Origin of the sequence: Clostridium sp. TF06-15AC (genome assembly GCF_003481165.1) — a bacterium.
GTDB lineage: Bacteria > Bacillota > Clostridia > Lachnospirales > Lachnospiraceae > Otoolea > Otoolea fessa.
Genome location: NZ_QUKS01000004.1, coordinates 179,615 through 201,070 on the forward strand (window position 1 = coordinate 179,615; position 21,456 = coordinate 201,070).

Annotated in this window: 25 protein-coding genes; 18 read left to right on the forward strand and 7 right to left on the reverse strand. The window is 44.8% G+C overall.

Annotated elements, in window-relative coordinates; all coding sequences use genetic code 11:
• Positions 1–204 precede the first annotated feature (204 nt).
• The 5 genes from DXC57_RS09835 to DXC57_RS09855 form a co-directional block, all read right to left on the reverse strand.
• Positions 205–438, reverse strand: a complete 234-nt coding sequence (locus DXC57_RS09835; protein ID WP_118652400.1) for a complexin-2 — start codon at positions 436–438, stop codon at positions 205–207.
• A gap of 98 nt (positions 439–536) precedes the next feature.
• The gene (locus DXC57_RS09840; RefSeq protein WP_118652402.1) at positions 537–1,667 is read right to left on the reverse strand and encodes an AAA family ATPase; all 1,131 of its coding nucleotides are present in this window, start codon (positions 1,665–1,667) and stop codon (positions 537–539) included.
• On the reverse strand, positions 1,664–1,987 hold the full coding sequence (locus DXC57_RS09845; protein ID WP_118652404.1) for a mobilization protein: 324 nt from the start codon (positions 1,985–1,987) through the stop codon (positions 1,664–1,666). Before DXC57_RS09845 ends, DXC57_RS09840 begins: the two co-directional genes overlap by 4 nt.
• Positions 1,971–3,071 (reverse strand): site-specific integrase, encoded by a 1,101-nt coding sequence (locus tag DXC57_RS09850; protein WP_118652512.1) that lies wholly within the window; start codon positions 3,069–3,071, stop codon positions 1,971–1,973. Before DXC57_RS09850 ends, DXC57_RS09845 begins: the two co-directional genes overlap by 17 nt.
• A gap of 20 nt (positions 3,072–3,091) precedes the next feature.
• Complete coding sequence (locus DXC57_RS09855; RefSeq protein WP_118652406.1) at positions 3,092–3,271, reverse strand: DNA-binding protein; 180 nt, start codon at positions 3,269–3,271, stop codon at positions 3,092–3,094.
• Positions 3,272–3,591: 320 nt separating this feature from the next.
• Between DXC57_RS09855 and DXC57_RS09860 the strand changes: the two genes are divergently transcribed.
• The 14 genes from DXC57_RS09860 to DXC57_RS09930 all read left to right on the forward strand — a co-directional run bounded on the left by DXC57_RS09860 (position 3,592) and on the right by DXC57_RS09930 (position 17,781).
• A complete protein-coding gene (locus DXC57_RS09860; RefSeq protein WP_118652408.1) occupies positions 3,592–4,119 on the forward strand; it encodes a helix-turn-helix transcriptional regulator in 528 nt (175 codons plus the stop codon).
• Positions 4,120–4,982: 863 nt separating this feature from the next.
• Positions 4,983–5,297, forward strand: coding sequence for a YdcP family protein (locus tag DXC57_RS09865; RefSeq protein ID WP_015552526.1), 315 nt, complete (start codon positions 4,983–4,985; stop codon positions 5,295–5,297).
• A gap of 21 nt (positions 5,298–5,318) precedes the next feature.
• Positions 5,319–5,696, forward strand: a complete 378-nt coding sequence (locus DXC57_RS09870; protein ID WP_009009569.1) for a YdcP family protein — start codon at positions 5,319–5,321, stop codon at positions 5,694–5,696.
• A 38-nt stretch (positions 5,697–5,734) separates the two neighbouring features.
• Positions 5,735–7,132 carry an FtsK/SpoIIIE domain-containing protein gene (locus tag DXC57_RS09875; protein ID WP_118652410.1) on the forward strand — a complete coding sequence of 466 codons (1,398 nt, stop codon included), beginning with the start codon at positions 5,735–5,737 and terminating at the stop codon, positions 7,130–7,132.
• A gap of 163 nt (positions 7,133–7,295) precedes the next feature.
• A complete protein-coding gene (mobT, locus tag DXC57_RS09885; RefSeq protein WP_244353836.1) occupies positions 7,296–8,507 on the forward strand; it encodes a MobT family relaxase in 1,212 nt (403 codons plus the stop codon).
• A gap of 51 nt (positions 8,508–8,558) precedes the next feature.
• Complete coding sequence (locus DXC57_RS09890) at positions 8,559–8,780, forward strand: hypothetical protein (protein ID WP_002570387.1); 222 nt, start codon at positions 8,559–8,561, stop codon at positions 8,778–8,780.
• Positions 8,781–8,967: 187 nt separating this feature from the next.
• Positions 8,968–9,474 (forward strand): superinfection exclusion B family protein, encoded by a 507-nt coding sequence (locus DXC57_RS09895; RefSeq protein WP_011861920.1) that lies wholly within the window; start codon positions 8,968–8,970, stop codon positions 9,472–9,474.
• A gap of 72 nt (positions 9,475–9,546) precedes the next feature.
• A complete protein-coding gene (locus DXC57_RS09900) occupies positions 9,547–10,041 on the forward strand; it encodes an antirestriction protein ArdA (RefSeq protein WP_015552522.1) in 495 nt (164 codons plus the stop codon).
• 16 nt (positions 10,042–10,057) lie between these two features.
• Positions 10,058–10,555 (forward strand): antirestriction protein ArdA, encoded by a 498-nt coding sequence (locus DXC57_RS09905; RefSeq protein WP_109258194.1) that lies wholly within the window; start codon positions 10,058–10,060, stop codon positions 10,553–10,555.
• 92 nt (positions 10,556–10,647) lie between these two features.
• A complete protein-coding gene (locus tag DXC57_RS09910; RefSeq protein WP_005427021.1) occupies positions 10,648–11,040 on the forward strand; it encodes a conjugal transfer protein in 393 nt (130 codons plus the stop codon).
• Positions 11,024–13,474 (forward strand): ATP-binding protein, encoded by a 2,451-nt coding sequence (locus DXC57_RS09915; RefSeq protein WP_015552521.1) that lies wholly within the window; start codon positions 11,024–11,026, stop codon positions 13,472–13,474. The genes DXC57_RS09910 and DXC57_RS09915 overlap by 17 nt, the downstream gene beginning before the upstream one ends.
• A 716-nt stretch (positions 13,475–14,190) precedes the next feature.
• Positions 14,191–15,855, forward strand: a complete 1,665-nt coding sequence (locus DXC57_RS09920; RefSeq protein WP_347501993.1) for a hypothetical protein — start codon at positions 14,191–14,193, stop codon at positions 15,853–15,855.
• On the forward strand, positions 15,852–16,856 hold the full coding sequence (locus DXC57_RS09925) for a bifunctional lysozyme/C40 family peptidase (RefSeq protein ID WP_015552520.1): 1,005 nt from the start codon (positions 15,852–15,854) through the stop codon (positions 16,854–16,856). Before DXC57_RS09920 ends, DXC57_RS09925 begins: the two co-directional genes overlap by 4 nt.
• A 16-nt stretch (positions 16,857–16,872) precedes the next feature.
• On the forward strand, positions 16,873–17,781 hold the full coding sequence (locus DXC57_RS09930; protein ID WP_118652412.1) for a conjugal transfer protein: 909 nt from the start codon (positions 16,873–16,875) through the stop codon (positions 17,779–17,781).
• 75 nt (positions 17,782–17,856) lie between these two features.
• On the opposite strand, the gene DXC57_RS09935 is transcribed toward DXC57_RS09930, so the two are convergent.
• Positions 17,857–18,417: a TetR/AcrR family transcriptional regulator gene (locus DXC57_RS09935; protein WP_015552518.1), complete on the reverse strand. Its 561-nt coding sequence runs from the start codon at positions 18,415–18,417 to the stop codon at positions 17,857–17,859.
• A 179-nt stretch (positions 18,418–18,596) separates the two neighbouring features.
• On the opposite strand from DXC57_RS09935, the gene DXC57_RS09940 reads away from it, so the two are divergent.
• Positions 18,597–19,292: a hypothetical protein gene (locus tag DXC57_RS09940; RefSeq protein WP_015552517.1), complete on the forward strand. Its 696-nt coding sequence runs from the start codon at positions 18,597–18,599 to the stop codon at positions 19,290–19,292.
• Positions 19,293–19,324: 32 nt separating this feature from the next.
• Here the strand turns inward: DXC57_RS09940 and DXC57_RS09945 are convergent, their stop codons facing one another.
• Positions 19,325–19,681 (reverse strand): helix-turn-helix domain-containing protein, encoded by a 357-nt coding sequence (locus tag DXC57_RS09945; RefSeq protein ID WP_009009558.1) that lies wholly within the window; start codon positions 19,679–19,681, stop codon positions 19,325–19,327.
• A 600-nt stretch (positions 19,682–20,281) separates the two neighbouring features.
• On the opposite strand from DXC57_RS09945, the gene DXC57_RS09950 reads away from it, so the two are divergent.
• The 3 genes from DXC57_RS09950 (at position 20,282) to DXC57_RS15525 (ending at position 21,308) form a co-directional block, all read left to right on the forward strand.
• Positions 20,282–20,701 carry a sigma factor-like helix-turn-helix DNA-binding protein gene (locus DXC57_RS09950; RefSeq protein ID WP_009255078.1) on the forward strand — a complete coding sequence of 140 codons (420 nt, stop codon included), beginning with the start codon at positions 20,282–20,284 and terminating at the stop codon, positions 20,699–20,701.
• Entirely contained in the window at positions 20,698–20,937 is a 240-nt protein-coding gene (locus DXC57_RS09955) for a helix-turn-helix domain-containing protein (RefSeq protein ID WP_015552516.1), read from the forward strand. Before DXC57_RS09950 ends, DXC57_RS09955 begins: the two co-directional genes overlap by 4 nt.
• 221 nt (positions 20,938–21,158) lie before the next feature.
• The gene (locus tag DXC57_RS15525; RefSeq protein ID WP_172749838.1) at positions 21,159–21,308 is read left to right on the forward strand and encodes a hypothetical protein; all 150 of its coding nucleotides are present in this window, start codon (positions 21,159–21,161) and stop codon (positions 21,306–21,308) included.
• Positions 21,309–21,456 lie beyond the last annotated feature (148 nt).

Here is a 21,456-nt window from a genome sequence, read left to right on the forward strand (position 1 = left end):
CGTCCATTTGGCGACTGCTGCGAGAGCCAGATGCCGCAAGGTATCTGGCGGGGGCAACAATCCTACGGGCTTCACTTTCGTAAAAATATTTGTTCACATTCTGGGTTCCCCATTCCGGCTGAATTATCATCAAATCACACCTTTCTCGTTGTCTGCTATCCACAGGAGCGTGACACGCTCCTGTCTGTTATCATCAAAGAAAAATTACCAGCGGAAGCTATCCGGCACTCCACGTTTTTCCAGATATTCCCGTCTGGCTTTTTCCCGTTCTTCCCGTGTGGGAGCAGTCTTATATTTCGCATATAATTCATGGCGAACCAGAGAATCCAATTTCCGTTCCACCCCCTGCCGGATTTCATTCAGACAATCATCTTCTTCCATTAGATGATAGCGGAGCAGAGATACAAATAATTCATAAGGGATTTGCACGTTTTTCATAAAAATCCTTTCTGCGTCGGTTTGCGTCGATAGCGTCGATATTTTCCACACCAGCCCGCTACCAAAAATACCGTCGCAACCGACGCATATCGCCGCTTTTATTCCTTTGCTTCAAGGCGTTTCAGAATGATTTTTCTTTCATGCCCCCGCTTATTATCATAGAAAATCCCATAGTCATTGAGTAACTGGCTGTTGACGGTATTCAATCTTCGTGAAAGCACATTCGCCTGTAGCTGTATATCCGGCAGTTGCTTTACAAGTTCTGTCGCTGTTCCCTCCCACTCCTGTCTGTCCTCTATCAGAAACGCATTGATTGCCTCTAAAAGCGGATTCGGTGGCTGTTTCCACAACTCTGTTTCTGCTTTCTTGAATTTCCATACACAACGCTCCCTGTCAAATTCTATAGTCAGTTCCTGATCCGGCTGGTCACGCCCCACAATATCCATCACTGCTTTATTGTCTGTCCGTTTCTTTTTGTGCATGATAAATGCCCCATCTGCCGCACCCAACAGTCCATTTGTGCCGGAAATCATATCAAAGCTATCCTCCGATTCCAGCTTGCGTGTATGATGAACCACTAACAGGCAGATACTATATTTATCGTTGAATGATTTCAGCTTTGTCACAATCTCATAATCGCCGGAATAGCTGTATCTGTCCCCGCCGACTTCACGCACTTTCTGGAGCGTATCAATGATAACCAGCCTTGCGTCTTTATGCTCTTTCAAAAATTCTTCTAATTGCCTGTCCAACCCCTCATTCAAAGTCTTTGCCTGTGTTGCAAAATACAGATTATCGGCACACTCTACACCAAACATACCAGACAGTCGGCGTTGAAGTCTTGCATAATCATCTTCCAATGCCAGATACAGCACTGTTCCTTTCCGCACCGGGTAATCCCACAACGGAATCCCCATTGCCACATGATAGGCAAGCTGTGCCATGAAGAATGATTTTCCTACCTTTGGCGCGCCTACAAATAGATATGTGCCACCATAGAGAAAACCGTCTACAATCGGTACTCTCGGCACAAAAACAGTATCATACAATTCCGGCATGGACATGGTATGCAGTCCGCTATTCCCGGATTTCTCTGGGTTTTTGGTGGCTTGCTGATTGATTTGTTCCTGTGAATTTGCTATAATTTCATTGTGATTTTTTACATTCGGCTGCGCCCCATCTGCGCCAACAGATGATACGGGAGCAGTCGTTTTCATTTTTCCCATCATTCATCTTCTCCTTTCAATCCCTCTAACGTAATTGCAATTACCTGCAACGTATAGAGCAGTTCATCATTATCCGGGCTTACTGTTTCCAGCCGCTTTAATTCTTCATAGATAGCTGCCATCTGATTTTTTAATGCCTTATAAACTCTCGGATTTCCCTGTACAACCACATCCCTGCACGTCAATCGTCTTATGATATATTCCTGCTTTGTCAAACCAGACAATGCTACCAAATCATTAAGCAGCTTTGCTTCTTCATCCGATACCCGAAATGCTACGGTATGATTTCTCCAACGCCCTTTATAATCAAGACTTCTTTCCATTGCTGTCCTCCTTTTCCATTCGCTCCATTTCCAGCTTTTCTGCCATTTCTGTCTGAACCGTCGGAAACAAATGAGCATATCTGTAAGTAATTTTTTCTGCTTCGTGTCCTACCCGTTCTCCAATCGCCAGCACTGAAAATCCCATATTTATCAGCAGTGCTACATGGCTGTGACGAATATCATGCACCCGAATCTTTTTCACTCCCGCCTGTTTTGCCCCTCGTTCCATCTCATGATTGAGATAAGATTTCGTAACCGTAAACAGCCGTTCATCCGGCTTGATTTCATAGAACATTTTGATATACTCCTGCATTTCTTCGCAAAGAAACGGAGACATTTTTACAGTACGATTGCTTTTCGCTGTTTTGGGGCTTGTAATAATATCACGCCCTTTGGAACGATAGTACGTCTTGCTGATCGTGACCGTCTGTTTCTGAAAATCAAAATCAGCAACAGTAAGAGCCAACAACTCGCCGGAACGGATACCGCACCAGTAAAGCATTTCAAAAGCATAAAAGGAACGTGGTTTATCCATCATGGCTTCTGAAAATTTCAGATACTCCTCTTTTGTCCAGAAGTCCATCTCCTTCGGAATTTCATTGCCTATTGTGCCAGCCCGTCTTGCCGGATTGTAAGGCAGGTTATAAAAGTTTACAGCGTGATTAAAAATTGCTGTAAGCTGTGCGTGTATTGTCTTTAGAAAATCAGCAGAATAGGGCTTCCCTTTCTCATCCCGATACGCCATAAGCTCATTCTGCCATGCGATAATGTCCTTTGCTTCAATCTCTGCAATCTTCCGATTTCCAAAATACGGTAAAATCTTTGTGCGAATTACCTGGCTTTTGGATTCCCATGTGCTTTCCTTGACACGCTGTTTTTTATCTGCTTCATAACGTTCAAAAAAACTGGCAAATGTCATATCCAGTTTGGAGTTCTGTTTCAGCATAACCTCATGTTCCCAGACTTGTGCCTCTCTTTTTGTTGCAAACCCACGTTTCTGCGTCTGCTTCCGTTCCCCTTTCCAATTCGTGAAACGATAAATTACCCGCCACGTTCCCGTAGCATTGTCTTTATATACAGCCATTTCCATCATCCCCTTCCAACTTAATCGCTGTAACAGACCTTCTTATGAAAGAAAGTAGTGTTTACACGCCCCGCTACTGTCATATACCCTTGTTTCTGCAATTCTGCGTTCAGTTCCCTCACAACCTGATAGGCTTTAGACTTTGATACCCGTAATTCTGTTGCTACTTCTTCCACCGTCATAAATGATTTTTCTTCCATCCATACCCTCTCCTTTCCTAAAATCCCTGCCGTTCTCTCCTCCCCGTTCTGACAGGCAACCCTGTGCGGCGCTGTGCCAGTCCCTCTGTATCAGGGACGCTCGCTTCTTTTGAAGGTCGTGGCGTTTGTTCGGTTTGGACGATCATTTAGTTTTTAACTCTTTTTATTTAAGTTATTATTTTATAATACTAAACAAATTCCGTTAAGTCAGGTGGTTTTCAGAAGAATATTAACTTTTTTTATTTAAGTTTTACATGCTATTTCTATTTCATCATGTTATACTAACTTCAACAGAAATGTTTAATATCGGAGGTTTTATTATGGCAATCGGCAAAAGAATCCGCTTTTTCCGCAATCGGAAAGGCATGACGCAGAAACAGTTAGGCGAACTCCTCGGTTTTCTGGGAAAGACCTCTGATGTCCGTATGGCACAGTACGAATCAGAATCCCGAACACCGAAACAAGACCTTGTAAAGGAAATGGCACATCTCCTTGACGTAAGTCCTCGTGCAATCACTGTGCCGGAAATAGACAGTTATATCGGACTTATGCACACGCTTTTTGCGTTGGAAGATATGTATGGCTTGAAAATCGGAGAGATTGACGGAGAAGTATGTCTGCGGTTAGATAAAGCCACCGGAACAACCTACACCACCATGTTTGATATGTTCCACGCATGGCAGGAACAGGCTGCCCGTCTGAAACAAGGTGAGATAACCAAAGAAGAGTACGACCAGTGGCGGTACAAATATCCCGAATCAGACACCTCTAAACAAGGTAGAAAAGTAGTCCCATCTCAAGAACTCAGCGACCTTATCTTACAGGATTTACAATCCGAATCCGACTAATTTTTAACTTCTACATACAAAAAAACCTTACTGACTTTCAGCTTTATTTCTGAAAATCAGTAAGGTTTTTCTGTTATTGAAGTATTCTATTATCTAATGAGTGATACCTGAAATGTTGCCAAATCGTTGCCAATCATTAAACAAATATACTTGCAATCCGCATAAATAAAGGCTTTTTCAAAGGCATTTAATCACTCAAACTCCAGACAGACAGTATGCTATATAAGTGAAAATCATTGATTTTAAGGCATTTTCAGGAACTATCAACCACTAAAATCTATGTGAAAAAAAATAAAAAATGCAATAAAAATGCAATCGAAGTACATTCAGATTTTATAAGATAGACCAGCAAACCTCAATATCATCCAAAAATAGACGTTCAACAATGAGCGTCTATTTTTTGTTTCAAAATTAAATGGGGCTGAAAACAGCCCCGATGGGAATTGGAGATTTGACCCTCCCGGATTCTTCATGTCATGCCAGCCGTAATTTTTTCCATTGCCCCTGCACATTTTAGCAAAAATTCCCAGAAATTCCGTCGCCCACCATAATGCTTTTTACAGTTGTTATTATTGTCATAAGCGTACCTCCTGATATTATAAATCTCCACTGAAATCTACTTTTAAGTTGTTGGGAGTACATGACAGAGCTACATGAGAAAACACAAGCTAACAATCCTAACCATGACTATTTAATTTTTAACACCTAGATAATATCACAACCCTGTAATTTCTTCAATAGCCCCAGAAAGGATGTGATACCACGAAGAAATCACCACCGCCGGAGCGTTCCCCTCCGGCTTCCAGACCGGAACCCGAAACCTACCATCAAACACAACATTCAGAAAGGACAGGTACATCTATATGGAATTAAAATTTGTTATCCCCAACATGGAAAAAACATTCGGCAACTTGGAGTTTGCCGGAGAAGACAAAACAGAACAGAGAAGAATCAACGGACGCATAGCGGTACTCTCTCGCAGCTTCAACCTTTATTCAGACGTACAGAGGGCGGATGATATTGTGGTTATCCTCCCTGCCGAAGCCGGAGAGAAACATTTTGACTTTGAGGAACGTGTAAAGCTCGTCAATCCCCGTATTACCGCAGAGGGCTATAAAATCGGCACAAGGGGCTTTACCAACTACATTTTACACGCTGACGATATGGTAAAAGCATAAGGAAAAGGAGGACATCAAACTATGAGATTAGCAAACGGAATCGTGATTGACAAGGAAGCAACATTCGGGGCATTGAAATTTTCTGCCCTCCGCCGTGAGGTTCACCTCCAGAATGAAGACGGCTCGGTATCAGAAGAAATCAAGGAGCGTACCTATGACTTAAAATCCAGAGGACAGGGGCGTATGATTCAGGTTTCTATCCCTGCCAGCGTGCCGTTAAAGGAGTTCGATTACAACGCAGAGGTGGAACTTATCAATCCAGTGGCAGATACCGTGGCAACGGCTACCTTTCAGGGAGCAGAGGTGGACTGGTACATCAAAGCAGAGGATATTGTCCTGAAAAAAGGGGCTGCCATGAATCCGCAGACACCGAAGAAAGACGCTCCCCCTGTAAAATAGCAGCTAAATAAGAGAAAAGCGAAAGGAGGATTGTTCCCATGAAGCAGCTTTTTCCCCGTGGAAAACGTATCCGCCCCACGGATAAAGACCTTGTGTTCCATACTGCCCTTGCCGCCCTGTTCCCTGTCTTCCTGCTGGTTGTCCTGCTGTTTCATACAGGGCAAATAGCCGGAACCAACTGGCAGGAAGTGTCCCTCTCCCAGATAGTACAGGATGTAAACATCCCTTACCTGTTATTTAGTATGGGCGTGGCAGTGCTGGTGTGTCTTACAGCCGTTCTTCTGTTCTGGCGATACCGCAGGGACGAAGTAAAGCAGCTCATCCACCGCCAAAAGCTGGCAAGGATGGTATTGGAAAACAAGTGGTATGAATCGGAACAGAGAAAGGAAGACGCTTTTTTCAAGGACTTGTCTTCCAGCCGTTCCAAAGAAACCATCACTTACTTTCCCAAAATCTACTACCGGATGAAGCAGGGCTTGCTCCATATCCGTGTGGAAATCACCTTGGGGAAATATCAGGAACAGCTCTTAAACTTGGAGAGAAAGCTGGAAAGCGGCTTGTACTGTGAGCTGACGGATAAGGAATTAAAGGATTCCTATGTGGAGTACACCCTGATCTATGATACCATTGGAGGTCGTATTTCCATTGAGGATGTACAGGCAAAGGACGGCAGGCTCCGGCTCATGGAAAATGTCTGGTGGGAGTATGACAAGCTCCCCCATATGCTCATTGCCGGAGGAACCGGCGGCGGAAAGACCTATTTCATCCTGACCCTCATTGAAGCCCTGCTCCGCACTAACGCCGTCCTGTTCGTGTTAGACCCAAAGAACGCCGACCTTGCGGATTTACAGGCGGTTATGCCGGATGTGTACTACAAAAAGGAAGATATGCTCGCCTGCATTGACCGTTTCTATGAGGAAATGATGAAACGCAGCGAAGACATGAAGCTCATGGAGAATTACCGGACAGGGGAAAACTACGCTTACTTGGGACTTCCGGCAAATTTCCTTATCTTTGATGAATATGTGGCATTTATGGAAATGCTCGGCACAAAAGAAAATGCCGCTGTTCTCAACAAATTAAAGCAAATCGTTATGCTTGGGCGGCAGGCTGGTTTCTTCCTGATTCTCGCCTGCCAGCGTCCAGACGCAAAGTATCTGGGGGACGGAATCCGTGACCAGTTCAATTTCCGTGTGGCTCTGGGGCGGATGTCGGAAATGGGCTATGGGATGATGTTCGGGGAAACCACAAAGGACTTCTTCCTAAAGCAGATAAAGGGGCGTGGCTATGTGGATGTGGGAACTAGCGTTATCTCGGAGTTTTACACGCCCCTTGTACAAAAAGGACACGATTTCCTCAAAGAAATAAAAAAACTGACAGACAGCAGGCAGGGAGTGCAGGCGGCGTGCGAAGCGAAAGCCGCAGAAGCGGACTGACCTGCTGTGGCTGGTGTGCCGCAAGGCACGCCAGCATAAACCCCTCGTATCTAACAGAGGGGTACAAATCGACAGGCAACAACCAAACAACAGGGCAGAATCCCATGGTACACAAGGGATTTTCCCATATCCGGCGTGTGTCAACAAGGCTCTGAAAGTTGACATACGCTTTTTTAGACAGGAGGGATTTTCACTGAATGAAGAAACATGGGTACGGGACATCAAAGAAAAACGGGAAAGTTACGGTATCTCACAACAGAAACTTGCCCTAGCTGCCGGAATCACCCGTCCGTACCTGAGCGACATTGAAACAGGCAAGGCTCACCCGTCCGAAGTATTACAGGAAGCCATCACGGAAGCTCTGGAACGATTCAACCCAGACGCTCCCCTTGAAATGCTCTTTGACTATGTGCGGATTCGCTTTCCCACTACGGATGTGAAGCATATCGTGGAAGACGTGCTGCGGCTAAAGCTCCCCTACTTTATCCATGAAGACTACGGTTTCTACTCTTACACAGAGCATTACTATCTGGGGGATATTTTCGTTCTGGTATCACCGGAACTGGAAAAAGGGGTGCTGCTGGAACTGAAAGGGCGTGGCTGCCGCCAGTTTGAAAGCTATCTGCTGGCACAGGAACGGAGCTGGTATGAGTTTTTCATGGATGTTCTCATGGAGGACGGCGTGATGAAGCGGCTTGACCTCGCCATCAATGACAAAACGGGAATCCTGAACATTCCCCATCTGACAGAGAAGTGCCGGAATGAGGAATGTATCTCGGTCTTCCGCAGCTTCAAAAGCTACCGCAGCGGCGAACTGGTACGGCGTGAGGAAAAAGAATGTATGGGGAACACCCTGTATATCGGCTCCCTCCAAAGTGAGGTGTACTTCTGCATTTACGAAAAGGACTATGAGCAGTACAAAAAGCATGATATTCCCATTGCGGACGCAGAGGTAAAGAACCGCTTTGAAATCCGGCTGAAAAATGAGCGTGCCTTTTACGCCATCCGTGACCTGTTAGAACATGACAATCCAGAACGGACAGCCTTTCAAATCATCAACCGCTATGTCCGGTTCGTGGACAAGGACGATACGAAACCCCGTTCTGACTGGCGTATCAGTGAGGAATGGGCGTGGTTCATTGGGGAACACAGGGGAAGCCTGAAACTGACAACCAAACCGGAACCCTATTCCTTTGAACGCACTCTGCACTGGCTCTCCCATCAGGTAGCACCCACATTAAAGCTGGCTCTCCGTCTGGATAAGATGAACCACACCCAGATTGTCCATGACATCATCACCCATGCAAAGCTGACGGAGAAGCACGAAAAAATCCTGAAGCAGCAAGCCGCCGCTGCAAAAGAGGTGGTGCTTTAACGGCGGCAATTTTGGAACCTAAGAACTCTTACAGGAAAGAAAGGAGCTTTTATGAATTTCGGACAGAATCTTTACAACTGGTTTTTATCCAACGCCCAGTCCCTTGTGCTGCTGGCAATCGTGGTAATTGGACTGTACCTCGGATTTAAGAGGGAATTTTCCAAACTTATCGGTTTTCTGGTAGTTTCCCTTGTAGCGGTTGGGCTGGTCTTCAATGCGGACGGTGTAAAGGACATCTTACTGGAACTGTTCAATAAGATTATCGGTGCATAGAAAAACCCATTTTACACTTCCGTTATGGAGCAAGCTCTGATTGCTTCATGGCGGAAGTCCACTAGGGGCTTGGGGAGCGTAACTCCCCAAAAGAAAGAAGATGTAATATGATAGTGTATGATAATTGAGATAAACTAAGAATGGTGGTATAATTTCTTTATATAGTAATTGAAAGCGGAGGAAATGTATGAAGGATTTTATTGATTTTTTGAAATTACCACCGAACATTTTAGGAGCTTTATCTATTGCCAGTGGTACATTATTATTATTGCCTCAAAAGTTAGCCCAAAAGTTTTATATTATAAATTTTCGAGAAAAATATGGTTTTACAATAGGCATTGTTTTTGTGATTTCCACAGCCTTACTAATAGTTTTATTACTATCTAAAATTTTTCATTTCTTTTATGACAAGTATGCTTCAAAGAGATTAGGAACTGCTCAGATTAAATATTTGAAAAATATGACACCAGAACAGGTGACAATCATTCGGGAGTTTTTACGTGAACCAACTCACACCCTGCCATTACCCATGAACAATGGATTAGTAATAGAACTTCAACATTTACAAATATTAACCCCTGCCGGACAAACTCATTTAGTAAGTATGTTAGACCCACAAATCAATTATTTTTTACAACCTTGGGTAATTAAAAAAATCAATAGTGATGAAGAATTAAAGCGAATATTTTATTAGAAAAATGGCAACTGACAAACAAAGTTAGTTGCCATTTTTGTTCTAAGAAAGGACGTGATACTAATTGAGAAAATGAGAATCTACATCCTGAACACCACACGGTTTTACCATGAGGATTTTGAGGAGTACCCTGGGGCATGGTTTTCCTGTCCCGTGGATTTTGAGGAAGTCAAGGAACGTCTTGGCGTTCAGAGTGAGGAAGAAATCGAAATTGAAGACTATGAGCTGCCGTTTCCGTTGGAGGGCAACACAAGGCTCTGGGAAATCAACGCCCTTTGCCGGATGGTACAGGAAATGCAGGGAACGCCCCTCTATTATGAAATGGATGTGGTACAAAAGCGGTGGTTTTCCAGCTTTACGGAATTTATCGACCACAAAGACCAGATACGCTGCTATCCGGTTCAGGACGGGGAATCCCTCGCCCGTTATCTGGTGCAGGAGGTACAGATATTTGGAGAAGTACATCCAGACCTGTTGAACCATATCGACTACGCTTCCATTGGTCGGGAGCTGGAAACCAGCGAAAACTATCTGTTTACGGACAATGGTATCTTTTATTACCGCTAAAAGGAGGTGGAGGAACTTGGAAGAAATGCGGATTTACATTGCCAACTTAGGAAAATACAATGAGGGCGAACTGGTAGGGGCATGGTTCACGCCGCCTGTGGATTTTGAGGAAGTCAAGGAACGTATCAGTTTGAATGATGAATATGAGGAATACGCCATCCATGACTATGAACTGCCCTTTGAGATTGACGAATATACCCCCATTGAGGAAGTCAACCGCCTGTGTGAAATGGTGGAGGACTTACCGGAGTACATTCAGGAGGAACTATCAGAGCTGCAATCCTACTTTGGCAGTATCGAAGAACTCTGTGAGCATGAAGACGATATTATCTGCCATTCCGGCTGTGACGATATGGCGGATGTGGCTCGCTACTATCTGGAAGAAAGCGGACAGCTTGGAGAACTTCCGGCACACTTACAAAACTATATCGACTATGCAGCCTATGGGCGTGACATGGAATTGGAGGGAACCTTTGTTGTCACGAACCACGGCGTATATGAAATCTTACGGTAGACCCGTCTGTATCTCTTTCAGGAAATACAGGCGGATTTTTTATTCAGGGGCGGCTCTTTTGCTGTCCCCATCTTTTAGAAAGGACGGACAACATGAAGAAAATACGAAGCTATACCAGTATCTGGTCGGTGGAAAAGGTACTCTATTCCATCAATGATTTTAAGCTGCCATTCCCCATCACGTTCACACAGATGGCGTGGTTCGTGGTATCGGTGTTTGCAGTTATGCTCTTGGGGAACCTCCCTCCCCTTTCATTCATTGACGGGGCATTTTTAAAATATTTCGGCGTACCTTTTGCCCTCACTTGGTTCATGTGCCAGAAGACCTTTGACGGGAAGAAGCCTTACGGCTTCCTGAAATCCGTACTGGCATATCTGGTACGCCCGAAACTGACCTATGCAGGAAAACCCGTGAAGCTGGAAAAGGAATATCCAGCACAGCCCATCACGGCAGTAAGGAGTGATATTTATGGCATATCCGATTAAATATATCGAAAATAACCTTGTGTTCAACCATGACGGGGAGTGCTTCGCTTACTATGAGCTGCTTCCCTACAACTATTCCTTTTTAAGCCCTGAACAGAAATATCAGGTACACGATTCGTTCCGGCAGCTTATCGCCCAGAACAGGGACGGGAAGATTCACGCCCTGCAAATCAGCACCGAATCCAGCATACGGGCAGCACAGGAACGCTCCAAACAGGAAGTAACAGGCAAGTTAAAAGATATTGCCTGTGCAAAGATTGACGCACAGACCGAAGCCCTGATTTCCATGATAGGGGAAAATCAGGTGGACTACCGCTTTTTTATCGGCTTCAAGCTGCTTGTCAATGAGCAGGAAGTCACCATGAAGCAGTTTCGCAGGGAAGCAAAGACCGCCGTTTCCGATTTTCTCCATGAAGTCAACCACAAACTCATGGGAGATTTTGTTTCCATGAGCAATGAAGAAATCTGGCGGTTTCAGAAGATGGAAAAGCTGCTGGAAAGTAAAATCTCACGCCGCTTCAAAGTCCGGCGGCTTAACAAGGACGATTTTGGCTATCTGATTGAGCATTTATACGGGCAGACCGGAACCGCCTACGAAGATTATGAGTATTATCTTCCGAAGAAACGGTTTCAGGAGGAAACGCTGGTGAAATACTATGACCTCATCAAACCCACCCGTTGTCTGATAGAGGAAAACCAGCGGTATCTGAAAATCGAACAGGAAGACGGGACAGTTTATGCCGCCTACTTTACTATCAACAGCATTGTAGGGGAACTGGACTTCCCATCCTCGGAAATCTTTTACTATCAGCAGCAGCAATTCACTTTTCCCATTGATACCTCTATGAATGTGGAGATTGTGACAAACCGGAAAGCCCTCTCCACGGTGCGGAACAAGAAAAAAGAGCTGAAAGATTTGGACAACCACGCATGGCAGAATGACAGTGAAACCAGTACAAACGTGGTGGACGCTTTAGACAGCGTAAATGAGCTGGAATCCACCTTAGACCAGAGCAAGGAATCTATGTATAAGCTGTCCTATGTGGTGCGTGTGACGGCTCCCGACTTGGAAGAACTGAAACGCCGCTGCAATGAGGTGAAAGATTTTTATGACGATTTGAACGTGAAGCTGGTTCGCCCCTTTGGAGATATGCTGGGGCTGCATGGGGAATTTCTCCCTGCCAGCAAGCGGTATCTGAACGATTACATCCAGTATGTCACCAGCGACTTCCTCGCTGGTCTTGGCTTCGGGGCAACCCAGATGTTGGGGGAACCGGAGGGCATTTATATCGGGTACAGCCTTGATACGGGAAGAAACGTGTACTTAAAGCCTGCCCTTGCCAGTCAAGGAGTAAAAGGCTCCGTCACTAACGCCCTTGCTGCCGCTTTTGTCGGCTCCCTCGGCGGTGGAAAATCATTCAGCAACAACATGATTGTCTATTATTCCGTATTATTTGGGGCACAGGCTCTCATTGTTGACCCGAAAGCAGAACGGGGACGGTGGAAAGAAACCCTGCCGGAAATCGCCCATGAAATCAATATCGTAAACCTGACTTCGGAGGAACAGAACAGGGGCTTACTTGACCCGTATGTGATTATGGAGAACCCAAAGGATTCCGAATCACTGGCAATCGACATCCTGACTTTTTTAACAGGCATTTCCAGCCGTGACGGAGAGAAGTTCCCTGTTCTTCGGAAAGCCATCCGTGCGGTAACAAACAGTGAGGAACGGGGGCTTTTCAAGGTGATTGAAGAACTTCGGGCGGAGGGAACCACCATCAGCACCAGCATAGCCGACCATATCGAATCCTTTACGGACTATGACTTTGCACACCTGCTCTTTTCGGATGGGGATGTCACACAGTCCATCAGCCTTGAAAAGCAACTCAACATCATTCAAGTGGCGGATTTGGTGCTGCCGGATAAGGAAACCTCGTTTGAAGAATACACCACAATGGAGCTACTTTCCGTGGCAATGCTCATTGTAATCAGCACCTTTGCCCTCGACTTCATCCATACCGACCGCAGCGTGTTTAAGATTGTGGATTTGGATGAAGCATGGAGCTTCTTACAGGTGGCACAGGGCAAGACACTCTCCATGAAGCTGGTTCGTGCCGGACGTGCCATGAACGCAGGCGTTTACTTTGTCACCCAGAACACGGACGATTTGCTGGATGAAAAGCTGAAAAACAATCTGGGCTTGAAATTTGCGTTCCGTTCCACAGACATCAACGAAATCAAGAAGACCCTTGCCTTTTTCGGGGTGGATTCCGAAGATGAAAACAACCAGAAGCGGCTCCGTGACTTGGAAAACGGACAGTGCCTTATCAGTGATTTATACGGGCGTGTGGGAGTCATACAGTTCCATCCTATCTTTGAAGACCTGTTCCATGCCTTTGATACCAGACCGCCCGTAAGAAAAGAGGTGGAATGATGGTGATACATAGAACTTCCAACGGGCAGCAACTCCCTGTTCCCTATTCAGCCAAAAAGGGGTTATCTTGGAAAATAGCAGGAAAAGTGATTGGCAGGGTACTTCTGGCACTCCTGCTCATCCTCCTGCTGCTTGCAGTCTTCGGCACAGCCGCCCATGCTGCCGGACTGGTGGATGATACGGTGGACGCTGCCAACGAATACAGCAAATATCCTCTGGACAACTACCAGCTTGATTTTTATGTGGACAGCGGATGGGACTGGCTCCCGTGGAACTGGCTGGACGGTATCGGAAAACAGGTGATGTACGGGCTGTATGCCATCACAAATTTTATCTGGACAATCAGCCTGTACCTTTCCAACGCCACGGGGTATCTGATTCAGGAAGCCTACTCGCTGGACTTCATTTCCTCTACGGCGGATTCCATTGGGAAAAATATGCAGACCCTTGCAGGCGTTACCACAGGCGGCTTGTCCTCGGAGGGATTTTATATCGGGTTCCTGCTGATTCTCATTCTGGTGGTGGGGCTTTACGTTGCCTACACAGGGCTTATCAAACGGGAAACCACAAAAGCCATCCATGCCGTTGTCAATTTCGTGGTGGTGTTCGTGCTGTCCGCTGCCTTTATCGCCTATGCCCCTGATTATATCGGGAAAATCAATGAATTTTCCGCAGACATCAGCAATGCCAGCCTGACCCTTGGTACAAAGATTGTGCTGCCGAACTCGGAAAGTCAAGGAAAAGACAGCGTGGATTTGATACGGGACAGCCTGTTTTCCATTCAGGTCAAGCAGCCGTGGCTCCTGCTGCAATACGGCAACTCGGATATGGAAAGTATTGGGGCTGACCGTGTGGAACGCCTGCTCTCAACCAGCCCAAACGAAAACAACGGGCAGGACAGGGAAGAAATCGTGGTGGTGGAAATCGAAGACAGGGAAAATACCAACCTTACCATCACAAAGACCATCAACCGCTTGGGAACCGTCTTCTTCCTGTTTATGTTCAATATCGGTATCTCCGTTTTTGTATTCCTGCTCACGGGGATAATGATTTTTTCACAGGTGCTTTTTATCATCTATGCCATGTTCCTGCCTGTGAGCTTCCTCCTTAGCATGGTTCCCTCTTTTGAGGGAATGTCAAAGCGTGCCATTACGAAACTGTTCAACACCATCCTTACCAGAGCCGGAATCACTCTGATTATCACGGTAGCGTTCAGCATTTCCACCATGCTCTACAACCTGTCTGGGGAATATCCGTTCTTCCTGACGGCGTTCTTGCAGATAGTGACTTTTGCCGGAATCTATTTCAAGCTGGGAGATTTAATGGGGATGTTCTCCTTACAGAGCGGCGATTCTCAAAGTATGGGAAGCCGTATCATGCGAAGACCCCGTATGCTCATGTACGCCCATATGCACCGTTTACAGCATAAGTTAGGACGTTCCGTGGCGGCTCTTGGGGCTAGAACGGCTGCATACCACGCAGGAAAACAGGCTGGCTCAGACCAGAGAAATGCTTCCCACTCCGGCTCTTCCAAACGGACACAGACAGACCACAGCAGACCAGACGGACAGGCAGCACTGGAAAAGGAATCCGTATGGAAACGGGCTGGTTCTGCGGTAGGTGCGGCGGCAGATACCAAAGATAAGATAGCCGATACTGCCGGACAGCTTCGGGAACAGGCAAAGGATTTGCCCGTCAATGCAAAGTACGCCCTTTACCACGGGAAAACACAGGTATCAGAGGGAGTACGGGATTTTACTTCCAACGTGACCCAGACCCGAACTGCCAGAGCCGAACAGCGAAACGCACAGGCAGAAAGCCGCAGACAGACCATTGCAGAACGCAGGGCGGAACTGGAACAGGCAAAACAACCGCAACAAAGAGCTTCCGAAGCACCCAAAGGGGCAGCTCCTGTCCATGAACGCCCTGTTACTGCAAAACAGCCAGAGGATTTTCGACATCATGCAGATACCACTCATGCAGGAAAACCAGCCATGCAGCCAGCTTCCCCATCCATCAGGGAACGGGGACAGGTTTCTTATGGGGGAACTGTGGCGGAACGGGCTTCGGTTCCGGTGGTAAAAGCAGCTTCCATCCACCATGAACAAACACCGCCTGTAAGGACAGAACGCCAGATACTCCCTCCGATTTCCCCAGACAAACCAGAGGAAAGACAAAAGACAACTCCAACCATCACCCTTGCTGCTCCCCGTCCGGCAAGACCTGTCCAAAACGATACGGCTCCTGTGATACCGGAAGTAAAACGGGCTGCCCCTGTGGTAAAAGAATCGAACTTTACCATCCGGCGTACCACAGCCAGAAAGGAGTGGACAAAAACGGTAAAAACGGCTGCCAAACAAAAGAAAGGGGAGAAACCATGAAGTTAAGACACCTTTTCTTTGCCTGTTCCGGCGTGTTCGTGATGATGTTCTCCCTGCTCCTTTTGGTGGTGATTGTCTTCTCGGATGAGGAAGACGGCGGAAGCGGCGGAAACCTTATCTATGGGGGCGTGAGCGTATCACAGGAAGTCCTCGCCCATAAACCTATGCTGGAAAAGTATGCAAAGGAATATGGCATAGAGGAATACTTAAATGTGCTGCTCGCCATCATTCAGGTGGAATCCGGCGGCACGCTGGAAGACGTTATGCAGTCCTCGGAATCTCTGGGGCTTCCCCCGAACTCCCTTAGTACAGAGGAATCCATCAAACAGGGCTGTAAATATTTCTCGGAACTGCTCGCAGCGGCAGAAACAAAGGGCTGTGACTTAAACAGCGTGATTCAATCCTATAATTACGGCGGCGGTTTCCTAGACTATGTGGCAGGACACGGAAAAAAATACACCTTTGAACTGGCAGAGAGCTTCGCAAGGGACAAATCCGGCGGAAAGAAAGTCACCTACACCAACCCTGTTGCGGTAGAGAAAAACGGAGGCTGGCGGTATTCCTACGGAAATATGTTCTATGTCCTCTTGGTATCGCAATACCTGACCGTGGCACAGTTTGATGATGAAACGGTGCAGGCTATCATGGAGGAAGCCTTAAAGTATGAGGGATGGACGTATGTGTACGGGGGTGATTCTCCCTCCACTTCCTTTGACTGTTCGGGACTGGTGCAGTGGTGCTATGGCAAGGCAGGAATCGCCCTGCCACGGACAGCACAGGAACAGTACAATGTAACGCAGCACATCCCCCTGTCCGAAGCAAAAGCAGGGGATTTGGTCTTTTTCCACTCCACCTACAACGCCGGAACCTACATCACCCATGTGGGACTGTATGTGGGAAATAACCGGATGTACCATGCCGGAAATCCCATTGGTTATGCAGACCTGACAGGCTCCTACTGGCAACAGCACTTTGCCGGAGCCGGACGAATCAAACAATAAGAAAGGATGAACCGATATGATTCAGATTAGAAAAGAGGATAACCAGAAAAAGCAGAAAGAAAAGAAACTGAAAGTTTACAAAGTCAATACCCACAAAAAAACTGTGATTGCCCTGTGGGTGCTGCTGGCAGTGAGCTTCCTGTTTGCCGTCTATAAGAATTTCACGGCGATAGACATTCATACTGTCCATGAAACCAAAGTAATTGAAGAAACCATCCTCGACACCCACAAGATAGAAAACTTTGTGGAGAATTTCGCAGAAGTCTACTATTCATGGGAACAGTCTGCCGCTTCCATTGATAACCGGACAAATGCTTTAAAAGGGTATCTCACCGGAGAACTGCAAGCCCTGAATGTAGATACTGTCCGAAAGGACATCCCCGTATCGTCTGCCCTGACTGATTTTCAGATATGGGAAATCACAGAAGAAAAGGAGCAGCATTATCAAGTGACCTATACGGTGGAACAGCATATCACAGAGGGAGAATCCGTTAAAACTGTCCGTTCCGCTTATCAGGTGACCGTCTATGTGGACGGCTCTGGAAACCTGACGATTATCCAGAATCCAACCATTACCAGTGTTCCCGTAAAATCCGGTTACACTCCCAAAGCGGTACAAAATGACGGTACGGTGGATTCCATCACCACAGAGGAAATCAACGAATTTCTCACTACCTTTTTCAAGCTGTACCCTACGGCAACCGCAAAGGAGCTGACCTATTATGTGAATGAGGGCGTGCTGAAACCTGTGGGGAAAGAATACATTTTCTCGGAACTGGTGAATCCAGTTTACAATCGAAACGGAAATCAGGTGACAGCTTCCCTTGCAGTGAAATATCTGGATAACCAGACCATGACAACACAGGTATCGCAGTTTGACCTTGTGCTGGAAAAGAACGGGGAAAACTGGAAGATTGTGAAATAGTTATAGAAAAACGTGCATTTCTCATTTGAGATTTGCACGTTTCTCTTATAAAGTATTTCTTTTTAAAATTTATCATTAGTCTTTATATTTTTGATTAGCTCCCAATAGTAGTGTGTCAATTGCTTCGGATAATTCTTTTCTTACTTTATCAGGATTAGAAAAAGCATATCTTAATTGTAAAGTTGTATAACCATGAAGCATACCTGTTACCATGTTCAAAATTTCAGTGGTCTTATCTGGATTAAAGCCACATGAGCAAATAAGTGTTTTAAGTAAAGATAGATAATCATTAAAAATGATTGCTGTTTCCTCTGTTCCATTCCAACTAGCCCATTGAATTATTTCATAAACACCGGGATGTTCAATCATATAATTAAGATATTCAACTGCCACTAATTTTAATGCTGAATCCCCTGTCTTACCGATTACTGCACGAATCATTTTTTCATTCATAGTACGCATACCACTATGTGCTATCTCCCTAAGAAGTTCATCCAAACTTCCTATATGATTATATAAGGAGGGGGTACGAATCCCTAAATTTTCAGCAATAGCTTTCAAAGAAACATTATGAAGTCCATTTCTATCAGCCATATCAGAAGCAGTTTTTATAACTTCGGCTTTTGTAACTCGCATATTCATTTTCCTCTTTCTACACATCATTTACTTCATTTTAAGTAATCAAATTAATGAAGTCAATAATTTGGTTAGAAAAAATGAACTCTTGTATTGACAAACAGTCTTATAATATTTAAAATTACTAATGTAATTAGTTTTTATACTATTCAAATTAGTTTACGAAAGGAAATACAAATATGTGTACAAGATTTGTGTATAATGGAAAAGAAACCATTGTTGGGTTCAATTTTGATATTGACCTTTCTGAATGGGAACATACTGTAATTGCCGAAAAGGACCGTTTTTTTATAGGGATAAAAATGTCCGATAATAAGTACCACTCTTTTCATGGAATCAATAGAAATGGGAATGTTGGCACATTGTTGTATGTACATGGAAATGACAATGCACAATTTTGCGGTAATGAATCATGCTATACAATAGCTGATTTGACAGAAAACTTTATAAAAGGCAATCTCTCTTTTGACGATTCATTGGAAATAGTGAAAAAAAAGAAAATTACTTATGCTCCTGACACTACTATGCAGGCTATGTTTTCGGATAGAACTGGGCGTGTTCTCATTATTGAACCGGGGATTGGGTATCGTTTGGAAAAAGAAAAATATTCCTTAATAACAAATTACTCCATTCTAAAACCAGAATTGACTAATCCATATGTTTTATCTGGGGATAACAGATATGAAAAGGCAAAGGATTTACTGCAAGGATATGGAGAAAACTTCTCTATTTCCAACGCCTTTGATGTACTTAGGTCAGTACGTCAGGAAGGACTTTGGGCAACCAGAGTTTCTTTTGTATATTCCGTTGCTAAAAATAAGGTATATTATGTGTTGAACAATGATTTCAAAAATATTGCAGAGTATCAATTCTAATATCACTGCAATTATAAACAAAAGTGGAGGATTTACATTTCCCCCACTTCCTTAGATTTGACAATACCATCTGCGACGCTTTCCATAATAACAAGGTCAGCGTCTGTGAAATTGTCTATTTTGTTTTCTAACTGCCTGCGTTTGGTACTTTTCACCTGACTGCTGGCAGGCAAGAAAAACTCATCCACTGATACATTCAGCAGAGATACAAGGTCGTAAAGCACCTGTAAGCTGGGATGCTGCCCTTTGTTCTCAATATTGGTTAAATAACGTGGGTCAATCTCAATCATTGCTCCCACCTGTTCACGGGTCAAACCCTGTTTTTTACGGGCTTCTTTTATGGCAAGCCCCAAAGCCCTGAAATCATATTTATCTTCTTTTTTACGCATAATACACCACCTCTGTACATTTTACTGTTCCTGTTATAATAGTGACAGGTATAGAAAAACGTATTGTACAGTTGTACAGTTCCTATTATGTGTACCAAAGATAAAACTATGCTGCTGAAACGGAAATAAAAAAAACCGTTATTTGGCAGTACACTTTTCTTGCGTCAAAATCACATAAGCCTTTCCAGACGACGGTTTAATAAAAGCCGCCGTCTTTCTTTTTTCCAGAACACATGGAGGTTGTATTAAAGTCAGCTTTTTTTAGGCTCCGGCGGCTTACAGGAGGAAGCCGCTATGCAAAATATTTTCTTAAATATATCTACATTCGGTAAACCGTTAAAAAAAGCCATCCACCTACGCTAGAAAAGTCTGACCTGCAATATGGTTTTTCACAATACATAGTAAGAACTATCGAAGCACACAAGCAGAAATATCGTCTGTTTGCGTGCTTTTTTAGTTGGAAGAAAAAGTTTTTAAATTTTTCTTCTCAAAACGCAACTGCACCCCCTGTCCTGTCGGGACTAAGAGCGAAAAGGGGGAAAGAAGCAGAAATTCCTATCAACTCGCTCCCTTTCAAGGCTGGAAAGGGGGTGAGCAATGATGAAGCCATCTGAATTTCAGACAACCATAGAGAACCAGTTTGATTATATCTGTAAAGTCGCTATGGAGGATGAACGCAAAGACTATCTCAAAGCGTTGTCCAGACAGTGTAAACGGGAAACCCTGTTCTGTGATATGGACGATTACACCGTCAATCTGTTTTCTTCCGAAGACACCTATCCCTCCCATTTCCATACTTTTGAAATGGATGGATTTACTGTCCGCATTGAAAACAGCCTATTAGCAGAAGCATTAGAAAATCTGGATGGAAAGAAACGTGACGTTATCCTGAGATATTATTTCCTCGGATTTGACGATACGGAAATTTCAAAAATTCTGGAAGTCAACCGTTCTACCATCCAGAGAAGAAGACACGCCGGACTGGAATTTATCAAAAAATTTATGGAGGAAGAAGCATGACAGCAAAGCACCCTATGATTCCGTTTCCTGTAATTGTAAGGGCTGCGGACGGTGATATTGAAGCAGTCAACCAGATTGTACGCCATTACAGCGGTTTTATTGCCAGCCGTTCCATGCGTCCCATGAAAGACGAATATGGCAATACTCTCATGGTTGTAGATGAAACCCTACGCCGCCGGATGGAAACACGTCTGATTGCAAAGATTTTATCTTTTGAAATCAGGGAACCAAAGTAAAAATAACGCTCTCCTGTGGAAGCATGGACAAGCCCATGCTTCCCAGACAGAGCTTGCCAGCCTATTAAAGTGCATTATCACCAGTGCATTTTAACAGGCTGACAAAGCCGGATTGTTCCTTGAAAAAGAAAGCGTCTAATCAACGCAGCATAAAGCAGCCGAATACGTTTCGATAGAAAGAGAGCCGTTGGGCTGGCACGCCGTGACCCACCAAAGGAGGGATGAAACCGGATAGCGATTCCTGCCAGCGTTCCATAAGCAGCTTACCGCAGAGCTGCCGCCATGACCTTTCTATTGTGATAATGATACTTCCGTACAGCCTTAGTCCGTGTGATGATGTAGCACCGCTGGCAAAGGGTACGGCTGGATGAGAACCATGCAGGGGTGAGATTCCCATGAGCTTTAGCGAAAGCTGCTCGGCTTGCTTATATACTATTTTGAATTAGAATTTTTCATTCAAAATCAAATAACTATTCGCAGGAAATACAATCTTAATATTACTTTTGCCACAAAATCTGA

Bases quoted from the DNA above. Each gene is read 5' to 3' on its own strand.
- DXC57_RS09950 (WP_009255078.1), top strand. From the start codon at position 20,282: ATGAAGCCATCTGAATTTCAGACAACCATAGAGAACCAGTTTGATTAT.
- DXC57_RS09855 (WP_118652406.1), bottom strand. From the start codon at position 3,271: ATGGAAGAAAAATCATTTATGACGGTGGAAGAAGTAGCAACAGAATTA.
- DXC57_RS09865 (WP_015552526.1), top strand. From the start codon at position 4,983: ATGGAATTAAAATTTGTTATCCCCAACATGGAAAAAACATTCGGCAAC.
- DXC57_RS09940 (WP_015552517.1), top strand. From the start codon at position 18,597: ATGTGTACAAGATTTGTGTATAATGGAAAAGAAACCATTGTTGGGTTC.
- DXC57_RS09935 (WP_015552518.1), bottom strand. From the start codon at position 18,417: ATGCGAGTTACAAAAGCCGAAGTTATAAAAACTGCTTCTGATATGGCT.
- DXC57_RS09890 (WP_002570387.1), top strand. From the start codon at position 8,559: ATGAATTTCGGACAGAATCTTTACAACTGGTTTTTATCCAACGCCCAG.
- DXC57_RS09945 (WP_009009558.1), bottom strand. From the start codon at position 19,681: ATGCGTAAAAAAGAAGATAAATATGATTTCAGGGCTTTGGGGCTTGCC.
- DXC57_RS09915 (WP_015552521.1), top strand. From the start codon at position 11,024: ATGGCATATCCGATTAAATATATCGAAAATAACCTTGTGTTCAACCAT.
- DXC57_RS09840 (WP_118652402.1), bottom strand. From the start codon at position 1,667: ATGATGGGAAAAATGAAAACGACTGCTCCCGTATCATCTGTTGGCGCA.
- DXC57_RS09875 (WP_118652410.1), top strand. From the start codon at position 5,735: ATGAAGCAGCTTTTTCCCCGTGGAAAACGTATCCGCCCCACGGATAAA.
- DXC57_RS09925 (WP_015552520.1), top strand. From the start codon at position 15,852: ATGAAGTTAAGACACCTTTTCTTTGCCTGTTCCGGCGTGTTCGTGATG.
- DXC57_RS09955 (WP_015552516.1), top strand. From the start codon at position 20,698: ATGACAGCAAAGCACCCTATGATTCCGTTTCCTGTAATTGTAAGGGCT.
- DXC57_RS09835 (WP_118652400.1), bottom strand. From the start codon at position 438: ATGAAAAACGTGCAAATCCCTTATGAATTATTTGTATCTCTGCTCCGC.
- DXC57_RS09895 (WP_011861920.1), top strand. From the start codon at position 8,968: ATGAAGGATTTTATTGATTTTTTGAAATTACCACCGAACATTTTAGGA.
- DXC57_RS09860 (WP_118652408.1), top strand. From the start codon at position 3,592: ATGGCAATCGGCAAAAGAATCCGCTTTTTCCGCAATCGGAAAGGCATG.
- DXC57_RS09870 (WP_009009569.1), top strand. From the start codon at position 5,319: ATGAGATTAGCAAACGGAATCGTGATTGACAAGGAAGCAACATTCGGG.
- DXC57_RS09850 (WP_118652512.1), bottom strand. From the start codon at position 3,071: ATGGCTGTATATAAAGACAATGCTACGGGAACGTGGCGGGTAATTTAT.
- DXC57_RS09910 (WP_005427021.1), top strand. From the start codon at position 10,648: ATGAAGAAAATACGAAGCTATACCAGTATCTGGTCGGTGGAAAAGGTA.
- DXC57_RS09900 (WP_015552522.1), top strand. From the start codon at position 9,547: ATGAGAATCTACATCCTGAACACCACACGGTTTTACCATGAGGATTTT.
- DXC57_RS09845 (WP_118652404.1), bottom strand. From the start codon at position 1,987: ATGGAAAGAAGTCTTGATTATAAAGGGCGTTGGAGAAATCATACCGTA.
- DXC57_RS15525 (WP_172749838.1), top strand. From the start codon at position 21,159: ATGAAACCGGATAGCGATTCCTGCCAGCGTTCCATAAGCAGCTTACCG.
- DXC57_RS09930 (WP_118652412.1), top strand. From the start codon at position 16,873: ATGATTCAGATTAGAAAAGAGGATAACCAGAAAAAGCAGAAAGAAAAG.